Origin of the sequence: Microvirga terrae (assembly GCF_013307435.2) — a bacterium.
In the GTDB taxonomy this organism is placed as follows: Bacteria; Pseudomonadota; Alphaproteobacteria; order Rhizobiales; family Beijerinckiaceae; genus Microvirga; species Microvirga terrae.
This window is the reverse complement of the sequence record NZ_CP102845.1, coordinates 4457311-4469663: the sequence shown is the minus strand read 5'-3', so window position 1 is coordinate 4469663 and position 12353 is coordinate 4457311. Positions and strand designations below refer to the sequence as shown.

At 66.5% G+C, this 12353-nt stretch carries 9 protein-coding genes; 8 read left to right on the top strand and 1 reads right to left on the bottom strand.

Translation table 11 applies throughout. The features are described from left to right. Nucleotides 1-33: 33 nt before the first annotated feature. Nucleotides 34-3207 (bottom strand): SEL1-like repeat protein, encoded by a 3174-nt coding sequence (locus tag HPT29_RS21010; protein ID WP_173947097.1) that lies wholly within the window; start codon nt 3205-3207, stop codon nt 34-36. A gap of 362 nt (nt 3208-3569) precedes the next feature. Between HPT29_RS21010 and HPT29_RS21005 the strand changes: the two genes are divergently transcribed. From HPT29_RS21005 to HPT29_RS20970, 8 genes are all read left to right on the top strand, one after another. Further along, nucleotides 3570-3971, top strand: a complete 402-nt coding sequence (locus HPT29_RS21005; protein WP_173947098.1) for a MerR family transcriptional regulator — start codon at nt 3570-3572, stop codon at nt 3969-3971. A 381-nt stretch (nt 3972-4352) separates the two neighbouring features. Beyond that, a complete protein-coding gene (locus tag HPT29_RS21000) occupies nt 4353-6146 on the top strand; it encodes an acyl-CoA dehydrogenase C-terminal domain-containing protein (RefSeq protein WP_173947099.1) in 1794 nt (597 codons plus the stop codon). Between the two features lie 85 nt (nt 6147-6231). Further along, nucleotides 6232-7440, top strand: coding sequence for an acetyl-CoA C-acetyltransferase (locus HPT29_RS20995; RefSeq protein WP_173947100.1), 1209 nt, complete (start codon nt 6232-6234; stop codon nt 7438-7440). Between the two features lie 24 nt (nt 7441-7464). After that, entirely contained in the window at nt 7465-9675 is a 2211-nt protein-coding gene (locus HPT29_RS20990) for an FAD-dependent oxidoreductase (protein WP_173947101.1), read from the top strand. A gap of 188 nt (nt 9676-9863) precedes the next feature. Beyond that, nucleotides 9864-10373, top strand: a complete 510-nt coding sequence (locus tag HPT29_RS20985) for a DinB family protein (RefSeq protein ID WP_173947102.1) — start codon at nt 9864-9866, stop codon at nt 10371-10373. 10 nt (nt 10374-10383) lie between these two features. Beyond that, on the top strand, nt 10384-10932 hold the full coding sequence (locus tag HPT29_RS20980) for a thioesterase family protein (protein ID WP_173947103.1): 549 nt from the start codon (nt 10384-10386) through the stop codon (nt 10930-10932). Nucleotides 10933-10986: 54 nt separating this feature from the next. Further along, entirely contained in the window at nt 10987-11610 is a 624-nt protein-coding gene (locus tag HPT29_RS20975; protein WP_173947104.1) for a 2-hydroxychromene-2-carboxylate isomerase, read from the top strand. A 9-nt stretch (nt 11611-11619) separates the two neighbouring features. Further along, complete coding sequence (locus HPT29_RS20970) at nt 11620-12324, top strand: aspartate/glutamate racemase family protein (RefSeq protein WP_173947105.1); 705 nt, start codon at nt 11620-11622, stop codon at nt 12322-12324. Nucleotides 12325-12353: the final 29 nt, after the last annotated feature.

Below are 12353 nucleotides of genomic sequence, written 5' to 3'. Positions count from 1 at the left end.
TTCTGAACGGAAGATGACAAAGCCTGCGTGCGCTCAACTCCGGTCGCCCTGAGTTCGATCCAGAGCGGCCGTTCGGCCCGGGACGGCGACGGGCGGTCTGTTGGCGAGAGGATCGACCGGCCGAGGGCGCCAGGCTTCGAGAGCGGCCTTGGCGGCCTTCAGTTCGGCCGCGCTCAGGCGCCCGGCGATCTCGTCCCGCTTCTGGCCCGCCTCCGCGTCTCCCTGGTCGGCCGCGAGGGAGAACCACCGGAATGCCTTTGCCGGATCCGCCTTGGCCCCGATGCCGAGGGCGAGCAGGACGCCCAGATTGTATTGGCTGTCCCGCAAGCCGGACTCGGCAGCCTCGCCGTACCAACGCATCGCGGCGACGTAATCCGGCTTCCCGTTCCTGCCCGAGGCGAGAAGGGTGGCGAGATTGTGCATGGCGCGGATGTTGCCGCCCAGGGCCGCCCGCTCGTACCAGAAAGCGGCCTGCTTGAGGTCGAGGGGAATACCGTCGCCCTTCTCGTGCATCATGGCGAGCCGCTCCTGCGCCGGAGGAAGGCCAGCCTGAGAGGCCCACTCGAAGAGGCGGGCGGCGGCGGTCATGTCCTTTGCCATCCCGCGTCCCTCGGCGGCCCGGGAGGCGATCTCATAGAGCGCTGCCGCGTCGCCCGAAAGGGCCGCCTGCTGCAGGCCCGCCGGGGCATCCGCCGGGATACCCTTGATGGTCGCAGGATCGACGAGAAACTGCCCGGACACGAGCGGATCGGCGGACACGGCCCCGGTGGCGAGGCTGGACGACTGGAAGACGCTCAGATCGCCGGCTTGAGAAGCATCGGCGGCGGTGCCGACCGGCTTCGCATCGGCGGCAGGCGCCGCTTCCTGCCGCACGCTCGCCGGCACCGGGTCGGGCGAGACCCGCCCGACGGACAGGATCGGGTAGGTGCCGGTCGCCAGGATCAGAAACGCCAACCCGAACAGGAGAGGGCGCCGGCGGCTGTCGAGGCTGCGGCGCAGGCGCTCGAACAGGGACGCGACGCCGGCTGCGGATTCATCGGCCTCGGGCTGTTCGGCCTCGATTGCGGACCCGGCCTCCTGCTTCAGGGGCGACGGGGTGGAAACGGGGGCAGGCTCCGGGATCGCGCTCTGCGCGGCCCGTCGCGCGGCCGCGATGAAGCTGGCGCGCAGATGGCCGAGATCGGGTTCCGGAGTCGGTTCGGGCGGCGCAACCGTCGGGGCTGACGGGGAGGCGGCGTCCGGAGGAGGCGGGGCGGCCTCATTCATCTGCGACAGGGTGGCGGCATGGAGCCTGCGCACGGCGGCTTCGAGACGATCCGCGGGCAGCCGCGGCCCCGCGGGCGCTGCCGGCATGGACGGGCCCGGGCCGGCCGTCACGGGAGCGTCCCCGTTCGGCAGCCGGGACGTGAGGGCTTCCAGCGCGTCGCGGACGGCCCGGAGGGTCTCCTGCGTCTTCTTGTCGGACCTATTGTGAAGGGCCTTCAGCTCGACGACCCCATGCCTGAGGGCATCGAGATCGCCGGAATCCGGCAGGGCAGGGCGAATGTCGTTCAGCACGGTCCTGGCCGCACGCTCCGCGATGCCGACCGCCTCGTCCTGAAGCCTCTTGAGGTGTCCGCCCGCCTCGGTCAGGGCCGTCTGCAGGGCTTCCCCCGGAATCTGATCGAACCGTTCGGCCAGAGCCGCCACCTGGCGCTCGAGAGTATCGAGGCCCGTGGGCTGAGACGGCGTCCGCTCAAGCTTCTGGTCGATGGATCGCAGCATCTGGGCCATGCCGGAGGTATCGGCCTGCCGGACGAGTTCGCGCAGCTCCTGCTCGATGCGGTCGAACCGCTCGATCAAGGGCTCGCGGGGCTGCGCCTCCCTTTCGGCAACGGCCTCGATCCGCGAGGATAGGTGCTCGATCCTGTCGATCAGCGTCTCGCCGCCAACGGCGCGGCCTTCCGACAGGCCGGCCATCCGCTCGGTCAGCAGCGCGAGCTGCTCGCTGATCGGGGTCAGGTCCGCCGGTGCCGGTTGAGGACGGCGGGCGAGGAGGTCCACGCTGCGGCTCAAGGTCTCGAGCTGCTCGGGAACGCGGCTCGTCTCCTGCGCCGTGGCGGTGACGTAGAGAGCCGAGCAGACATCGTCGAGGGAGGTCTTCAGAGCGGTGAAATCGCTCTTGCTCACCTGATGGAGGCGCAGTTCCGACAACTGGCGGGCGAGGGTCTCGATCTCGCCGGACAGCCGGGCGATCTGCTGCGGCTCGGCCCGGTGCGCCAGATCCTGGCGCATGTCGACGATCTGGCCGCTGAGGAAATCCACGATCGAGCGGTCCACCCCGGACGCGGCCATCGCGTCGATCTTGGCTTTGATGTGGTCGATGTCTTGGCCGATGCGCCCGTGCAGCTCGTCGCTCACCTCTCCCGCAAGCGACCGGATCTGCTCGTAGAGCACGGTGATCGAGCCGGCGAGGGTGCGCATATCCTTGACCGTCGGCCCCTGTCCGAGATCCTTGGCGATCGACCCGAGGGCCGCGTCGAGAGCCGCGATCTCCTCACGGGTCGCCAGGCTTTCGATGCCTGAGCGCAGGCCGTCGATCTCGGCGCGGATCCCGTCGACGGCAGGGATAAGGGTCGGATTGGGCTGTTCGAGATGGGAGGCGAGACGGGACATGTCGGCCCGCAGACCGACAAGGGTTTCGGACACGGGAGCGAGCGCCTTGAGCGCCTCCTCGACCGGAAATTCGATGCGGGGCGGGGCAGTCCGTTCCGCCGTGACCTGCCGCTCCACCGTCTCGAGCCGCTCCTTGAGGGACGACAGGGCCTCCGAGAGCACGGCGGCGATCCGGTCCTGCTGATCCGCTGAGCTGCGGGAGGCATCGTTCAGGCGGATCTCCGCCTGCTCGATCCAACTCGCCATGGATTCGAGCGCCACCGCGGTCCGGGATGCCTGATCCTGGGTCGGACGCCCGCTCTGCGCCGCCACGGCGGCCATCAGGGTGTCGTAGTCGCGCTTGGGCCGCGAACGGGGGGACATCCGGGCGATGAGGCCGTCGAGATCGCTGCCCGCCCGCCATGGCGAGGATTCGTGCCTGTCCTGCGTCTCTTCGAGGACGGCCGCGACCCATTCCTCGAGGCTCATGCCGGCCTGCCGAGCCGCGGCTGAGATCAGCGCGCGGGCATCGAGATCCAGGTCGTCAGATCTTGAGAAGACGGGTCGTCTCATGGTTGGGCTCGCCGGGATACGCGTGAACTCGAGAAGGCCCGCACGGCCCCGAGCCGGTGCGCGCCTGATGGGCCGGAGCCTGAACGAGGCGAATCACCCCGCGTCAAGACCCCCTGCCCAGCGCTGCAACTTCCGTCCGGCATAGTAAAAAACCCGTTAAACGGAGGGGATTTAGCGGCGAACCGGGCATGGAGATCTCATGACTTCCGCAACGGTAACCTTCCGAAGCGCTCTTCCTTTACCCCAGCGGCAGATCCGAAACGTAACACTATTGCAAAGAGGCTAAATAATGTTCTATCATTTCATTACTGAAGGGGAAGTGCTCATACTTACCCTGTCATGAAGAAATCACGGGGGGTTCCATGGACCAGTTTACGGGCAGCACTCCTGCCGGCGAGAGTGCAAAACTTTATACGATCGGCGATCTGGCCCGCGAGTTCGGGGTCACGCTCCGCACCCTGCGGTTCTACGAGGATCGCGGCCTTCTCTCCCCTCGACGGGACGGGACGGCACGCATCTATGATGCCCGCGACCGTGAGCGACTCTCCGTCATCCTCAAGGGCAAGCAGCTCGGTTTCACCCTGACCGAGATCCGCGCCATGGTGGCCGAGGAGCGGTCTGGCAACGGAGCGGCGATGAATCTCAAGCTGTCCCTCGACCAGATCGAAGATCAGATCCGCCATCTCGAGCAGCAGAGAGGCGAGATCGAGGAGGCCCTGGCCGAGCTCCATGCCCGGCGCGCCGGCCTCGCCGTCGCCGCCTGAGCCGCAACGCGATCGTCCGAGACAGCCCATCCGTTCGCAGAGCCGCGGCTCTGCGAACGGATGGGCGTTTTCGCTTGTGAGCGCGAACGGGCCGGGCAGGCTTCCTGCTGGAGCGATCTCCCCGCCGCACTGAGACGCCACCGACCCTCGGTCCGGGCCGCAAGATCGGCAGCCGCTTCAGGATCCGATGCTGCTGGAGGAGGGGAAGTTCCGTCGGGACGGGGCCAGGCCGGGCCGGCCCTGATCGTCACGGCTTCCACCAAAGATTTCCCACCCTACCTCTTCCCAAGACGGCAGAATAGTTTATATGTGAACTATCTACTTGGCCGGCATCTTCCTCATGGGAACGTTCATGCCGGAATGGGATCTGGGAGAGTTCGAATGCCGGTCTACAAGGCCCCCGTCGAAGACGTCATGTTCCTCCTGAACGACGTGTTTCCGATTGAGCGTCACAACAACCTGCCCGGTTTCGCCGATGCGACCTCCGACACGGTGGAGGCGATCCTCGCCGAGGGCGCCAAGCTCTGCGAGGAGGTGTTCGCGCCCCTGAACCTCCCCGGCGACCAGGAGGGCTGCACCCGCCACCCCGACGGCTCGGTGACGACCCCGAAGGGCTTCAGGCAAGCCTACGACGCTTATGCCGCCGGCGGCTGGATGGGACTGGCCGCGCCCGGGGAGTACGGCGGCCAGGGTCTACCGTCCGTCCTCAACACGGTGATGCAGGAATTCGTCTCCTCGGCCAACCTGGCGCTCGGCATGTATCCGGGCCTGACGCAGGGGGCCATCGCGGCCCTCGTGGTGCACGGAACCGACGAGCAGAAGAAGACCTATCTGCCGAAGATGATCGAGGGCGCCTGGACCGGCACCATGAACCTCACCGAACCCCATTGCGGCACGGATCTCGGCCTCCTCAAGACGAAGGCCGTTCCGAACGGGGACGGATCCTACGCCATTTCCGGCACCAAGATCTTCATCTCGGCCGGCGAGCACGACATGGCGGAGAACATCGTTCACCTGGTGCTTGCCCGCATCGAAGGAGCGCCCGCCGGAACCAAGGGCATCTCGCTCTTCGTGGTGCCGAAGATCCTCGTCAATGCCGACGGCTCCCTCGGGGACCGCAACGGCGTCTCCTGCGGGTCGCTCGAGCACAAGATGGGCATCCACGGCAACGCCACCTGCGTGATGAACTACGACGGCGCCAGGGGTTGGCTGATCGGCGAGGCGAACCGCGGCCTCAACGCCATGTTCGTGATGATGAACGAGGCGCGGCTGGCGGTCGGCGTCCAGGGACTGTCCCAGTCGGAGGTCGCCTATCAGAACGCGGTGGCCTACGCGAAGGACCGCCTGCAGGGCCGTGCGCTCACCGGGGCCAAGTTCCCCGACAGGCCGGCCGATCCGATCATCGTGCATCCGGACGTGCGCCGCACGCTGCTCTCCATCAAGGCATTCAACGAGGCGGCGCGGGCGCTCATCGTCTGGACGGGGCTGAACAACGACATCGCGCACCGCTCGTCCGACGAGGCGCAGCGCCAGACCGCCGAAGACTACATGGGTCTCATGACCCCCGTGGTGAAAGGCGTGCTCACCGATCTCGGCTTCGACAATGCCGTCAAGGCGCAGCAGATGTTCGGCGGCCACGGCTACATCGAGGAATGGGGCATGTCGCAGTTCGTGCGCGATGCCCGCATCGCCATGATCTACGAGGGCGCCAACGGCATCCAGGCCATGGACCTTGTGGGCCGCAAGCTCGGCAAGGACGGCGGGCGCGCCATCATGGCGTTCTTCAACGAGGTCGGCGCCTTCTGCCAGGAGAATGCCGACGACGAAAGCCTGAAGGCCTATGTGGCGCCCCTGCAGCAGGGTCTCGGCCATCTGCAGCAGGCCACCATGTGGTTCATGCAGAACGCCATGGCGAAGCCCGACAATGCCGGCGCGGGCGCCACCGACTACATGCATCTCTTCGGACTTGTGGTCCTGGGGTACATGTGGGCCCAGATGGCGAAGGCCGCCCAGGCGAAGAAGGCCGAAGGCAACGGCGTTGCCGACAAGATGGATGCCAAGCTCCTGACCGGCCGCTTCTTCATGGAGCGGATGATGCCCGAGACCGGCATGCGTCTCGCCCGCATCTCCACCGGGGCGGACACGACCATGGCGCTGCCGGCGGAAGCGTTCTGACCGCGCAGCAAGTAAAGCGTTCCTTATCCGACAACGATCCCGGCGCGCCTCGCGTCCGGGACGACCACATGACCGGGAGACCCTCATGGCTGATGCCTTTATCTATGACGCCGTTCGCACCCCGCGCGGACGCGGCAAGCCGGACGGTTCGCTGCACGAGGTTCCGGCGGTCGATCTCGCCGTGACGGCGCTCGATGCCATCCGCAAGCGCAACGATCTCGATCCGATGCTGGTGGAGGACGTGGTGCTCGGCTGCGTGGATCCCATCGGCGAGGCCGGCGGCGACATCGCACGCGCCGCGGCCTTGAAGGCGGGCTTCGGCAAGGAGGTTCCGGGCGTGCAGATCAACCGCTTCTGCGCCTCGGGTCTGGATGCCGTGAACCTCGCTGCCGCGCAGGTCATGTCGGGCATGAAGGACATCGCCATCGGGGGCGGCGTCGAATCCATGAGCCGCATCGGCATGGGCGCGTCGGGCGGCGCATGGCCGGTCGATCCCGGCATCGCCATTCCCACCTATTTCCTGCCGCAGGGCATCTCGGCGGATCTCATCGCCACGAAATACGGCTTCTCGCGCGACGATGTCGATGCCTACGCGGTCGAGTCGCAGAAGCGCGCCGCGAAGGCCTGGGACGATGGCCGCTTCGCCAAGTCCGTCGTGCCGGTGAAGGATGTCAACGGCATCACGATCCTGGCGAAGGACGAGCACATGCGGCCGCAGACCGATATGCAGTCGCTGGGCCAGCTGAAGGCCGCTTTCGTTCAGATGGGCGAGATGGGCGGCTTCGATGCGGTCGCGACCGCGGCGCATCCGGATGTGGAGTTCGTCAATCACGTGCATCACGCGGGCAACTCCTCGGGCATCGTGGATGGTGCCGCTGCGGTGCTCGTCGGCAGCCGGGAAGGCGGCGCGAAGGCCGGCCTGAAGCCGCGGGCGCGCCTGAAGGGCTTCGCATCCATCGGGTCCGATCTCGCGCTCATGCTCACCGGCCCCATCGACGTGTCGGAGCTCGCCTTGCGCAAGGCCGGCATGACGAAGGACGACATCGATCTCTTCGAGATCAACGAGGCTTTCTCGTCCGTGGTGCTGCGCTACATGCAGGCGATGGATCTCGACCCGGCGAAGGTGAACGTGAACGGCGGCGCCATCGCCATGGGCCACCCGCTCGGCGCCACCGGGGCCATGATCCTGGGCACCGTGCTCGACGAGCTGGAGCGCACGAACAAGCAGACGGCCCTGATCACCTTGTGCGTCGCCGCCGGCATGGGCACGGCTGCGATCATCGAGCGGGTTTGAGACGGCGGAAACGGGAGAACCACCATGACGAACTTCACCAATTTCCGCTTCGAGGTCGATGCCGACGGGATTGCGGTCGCCACCTGGGACATGCCCGGCCGCTCCATGAACGTGATCACCCCCGAGGTGATGGGCGAACTGGAGCAGATCATCGACGCGGTCGCCGGCGACGAGGCGATCAAGGGCTGCGTCATCACCTCCGGCAAGGAGGCTTTCTCCGGCGGGGCCGATCTCACCATGCTCCAGGGGCTCGGCGCCGAATATGCGCGGCTTGCGAAGGAAAAGGGCGAAGAGGCTGCGATGCAGTTCTTCTTCGAGGAATCGCGCCGGCTCTCGCTGCTCTACCGCCGCCTCGAGACCAGCGGCAAGCCGTTTGCCGCGGCCGTGCACGGCGTCTGCCTCGGCGGCGCCTTCGAGCTGGCGCTCGCCTGCCATTTCCGCGTGCTCTCGGATGTGGATTCGACCCGCGTCGGCCTGCCCGAGGTGAAGGTCGGACTCTTCCCCGGCGCCGGCGGCACGCAGCGCGTGGCGCGCCTGATGCAGACGGGCGATGCCCTGCAGATGCTGTTCAAGGGTGAGCAGATCCGCCCGCTGATGGCCCGCAACATGGGCCTCGTCCATGCGGTCGCGCCCCGCGACGCCATCGTCGAGACCGCCAAGGACTGGATCAGGAACGGCGGTTCCGCCGTCGCACCCTGGGACCAGAAGGGCTACAAGCTGCCGTCGAACAAGGTCTTTTCCGCCGCCGGCATGCAGATCTGGCCTCCGGCGAACGCCATCTACCGGCGCGAGACCCAGGACAATTACCCGGCGATCCGCGCGATCCTGGAATCGGTCTATCAGGGGCTGCAGCTTCCGATGGACCTCGCCCTGAAGGTGGAGTCGCGCTGGTTCGCCAAGATCCTGCGTTCGAAGGAGGCGGCCGCGATGATCCGCACGCTCTTCATCTCCATGCAGGATCTCAACAAGGGCGCGCGCCGTCCGAAGGACGTGCCGCCGACGAATCTGAAGAAGGTCGGCGTCGTCGGAGCAGGCTTCATGGGCGCGAGCGTCGCCTACGTCACGGCCAATGCGGGCCTCGACGTGGTGCTCGTCGACCGCGACATGGAATCGGCCGAGAAGGGCAAGGCCCATTCGCACAAGCTCATGAGCGACCAGATCATGAAGGGCCGCGCCAAGACGGCGGACCGCGATGCGCTGCTCTCCCGCATCACGCCGTCCGCCGATTATGGTGATCTCAACGATTGCGATCTCGTCATCGAGGCCGTGTTCGAGGATCCCAAGGTCAAGGCCGAGGTGATCCAGAAGGTCGAGGCCGCGATCCGCCCGGACTGCGTCTTCGCGTCAAACACCTCGACCCTGCCGATCACGGGTCTGGCCCAGCAGTCGAAGAAGCCCGGCCAGTTCATCGGCATCCACTTCTTCTCGCCGGTCGAGAAGATGATGCTGGTCGAGATCATCATGGGCAAGGAGACCGGCGATACGGCGCTCGCCACGGCGCTCGACTACGTGCGGCTGATCAAGAAGACGCCGATCGTCGTCAACGACTCGCGCGGCTTCTTCGCCAACCGATGCGTGCTCGCCTACATCCTCGAGGGACACCTCATGTTCACCGAGGGCCTGCCGGCCGCGATGATCGAGCAGGCGGGCAGGCAGGCCGGAATGCCGGTCGGGCCGCTCTCGCTCAACGACGAGGTCGGGGTCGATCTCGGCCTCAAGATCCTGCGCGCCACCAAGGCCCAGCTGGGCGAAGCCGCCATCGTGCCGGAGCAGGAGGACCTGCTCACCACGCTCGTGGAGAAAGAGGGGCGGCTCGGCCGCAAGAACCGCAAGGGCTTCTACGATTATCCGGAAGGCGGGCAGAAGCGCCTGTGGCCCGGCCTGAAGGATCTGCAGACCAAGCACGTCGAGCCCGAGTTCGTCGACATGCAGGAATTGAAGCAGCGCCTGCTCGTCACCCAGGCTCTGGAAGCGGCCCGCACCTTCGAGGAGGGCGTGGTCACCGATCCGCGCGAGGCGGATGTGGGGTCGATCCTCGGCTTCGGCTTCGCCCCCTATACGGGCGGCGCGCTCTCCTACATCGACTTCATGGGCGCAAAGGCCTTCGTGGCCTTGTGCCAGAGCCTGCAGTCCAAGCACGGCGACCGCTTCGCGCCGCCGAAGATCCTCCTCGACATGGCCGCCTCGGGCGACACGTTCTACGGCCGCGCCGCAGGAACGAAGAAGGCGGCTTGATCGTCTCCCGCGTCTTGTCATCACCGGCCCTGTGCCGGTGATCCCGATCCGAGAAGCACCGCGCCTCGACTCAGCGGGATGGCCGGGACACGCCCGGCCATGACGGGGAGGGGCCCCGGCGAAATCTTGACCGATGCCCCACTGCGTCCCATGACTCGGAGGGTGTGAAGACACGGAGGGGCCTCCCCATGAAGCCGCACTATGCCATGATGGCGGGCTACAATGCGTGGTGCAACGAGCGCATCTACGATGGTGCCGCGCACTTGTCCGATGCGGATTACCGCGCCGACCGCGGGGCGTTCTTCAAGTCGGTGCACGGCACGCTGAACCATCTCCTCGCCACCGACCGCATCTGGCTGAAGCGCTTTTCCGGCCAGGGGGAGGCGCCGAACCGGCTCGACGCGATCCTGTTCGAGGATTTCTCAGCGCTTCGCGAGGCGCGCCAGAGGGAGGATGCGCGGATCGTCGCTTATGTTGACGGCCTGTGCGACGCCGATCTTGCCGGACGCATCCGCTATCGGACGATCACGAACCCGGTCGAGGTCGAGCAGCCGCTGGCGCCGGCGCTCGCTCACTTCTTCAATCATCAGACCCATCACCGCGGACAGGTCCATGGCCTGCTCACGGGCTTCGGCCTCGAGGCTCCCTCCCTCGACCTGATCCTGTTTCAACGCCAGACGGGCATGGGCTTGGCATGATGGGCCTGGCATGAATCTGTGGCTGCGCGTCCTTCACCTCATCGTCATGTCGCTCTTCCGAAGGAAGCTCGATCCGGCGCGGGACGTGTCGCGCCTGGGATTCCGGGTGTGGCCGCATGATCTGGATACGTCTCTGCACATGAACAACGGGCGCTACTGGACGCTCATGGATCTCGGGCGAACCGACATCATGATCCGGTCCGGCCTGTGGCGCCCCATCCTCAGGCACGGCTGGGTGCCCGTCGTGGGAGCGGGACAGATCCGCTTCCGGCGGGAGCTGAGGCCCTTTCGCGCCTTCGCGCTGGAGACCCGCATCCTGACCTGGTCGGCCAACCATGTGGTGATGGAGCACCGGCTGATCTCGAAAGCCAGGGACGGCCGTCCCGTGCTCAACGCCATCGCGCTCGTGCGGGCGGGGCTCTATGACCGCAGGGAGCGTCGCTTCGTTCCCATGGAGCGCCTGCTCGGCGAGATCGGGGTCGATGCGCAGGCGCCGGCAGCCGCCCCCGAAGTCGAGGCTTTCCTGGCAGCCGAAGAGACGTTGAAGAGCGCCGCCTGATGGTTCAAGGTGGGGCCGACGCCGTTCCGGCCAGCGCAACCCCGAATCGGATCCATGCCCCGCATCATCGACTATTACTTCTCCCTCGTGAGCCCCTGGGCCTATATCGGCCATGCGCCTTTCATGGAGATCGTGCAGAAGCACGGCGTCGAGGTCAACTACAAGCCCGTCTTCCTGGGCCGCGTCTTCTCGGAGACCGGCGGCCTGCCCCTGGCTCAGCGCCACCCGGCGCGGCAGCGCTACCGGATCCTCGAATTGCAGCGCTGGCGTGAGAAACGCGGCCTGTCCTTCAACATCAGCCCGAAGCACTGGCCGTTCGACGTGAACCTCGCCGACCGTTTCGTCATCGCGATCACGGCATCCGGCAAGAGCCCCGACGTCTTCCTGCGCCGGGCTTTCGCCGCCGTATGGGAGGAGGAGCGTGACCTGTCCGATCCGCTCGTTCTCGCGGAACTGGCCGAGCAGGCGGGGCTCGACTCGTCCTCCCTCATGGACGTGGTGACCGGCAGTACCACCGAGGCGATCTATGCCCTCAACCTGGAAAACGCGGTGGCGGGCGACGTCTTCGGCTCGCCCGCCTATGTGCTCGACGGGGAAGTGTTCTGGGGCCAGGATCGGCTCGAACTGCTGGACGATGCGCTGACAAGCGGCCGCGAGCCCTACACACCGAGTTCGTGAGGCCCAGCCATGCAACCAAGGACGATCGGGCTCATCGGCGGCATGAGCTGGGAAAGCTCGGCCGAGTATTACCGCATCATCAACCAGGAGACGAACCGGCGCCTCGGCGGAGTCCACTCGGCCCAATGCCTGATGTATTCCTTCGATTTCGAGGACATCAAGCGGCTGCAGCATGACGGCGAATGGGACAGGCTCGCCGAGGCGATGGAGGAGGCCGCCCTGCGCCTGGAGCGCGGCGGAGCGGACTTCATCGTCATCTGCACCAACACGATGCACCGCCTCGCCGATGCGGTCTCGTCGGCCGTGGGCCTTCCGCTGCTTCACATCGCCGATCCCACGGCCGCGAAGATCAAGGCGGCGGGCTTGGAACGCATCGGCCTCCTGGGCACGGCCTTTACGATGGAGCAGGACTTCTACAAGGGCCGCCTGCAGCAGCATCATGGGCTCGACGTGATCGTCCCGGAAGAGGACGACCGGCGGATCGTGCACGAGATCATCTACAAGGAGCTCGTGCTCGGGACGGTCAGGCCGGAGTCGCGGCAGGCCTACCGAGAGATCATCGCGCGCCTGATCGAACACGGCGCACAGGGGATCATCCTCGGATGCACCGAGATCATGCTGCTGGTCTCGGATGCGGACAGCGCCGTTCCGTTGTTCGACACGACGACACTCCATGCGCTCGCGGCTGTGGATCGGGCATTGCAGGCGGAATGACGCCTTTCTCGTGACCTCTCCCACGTCAT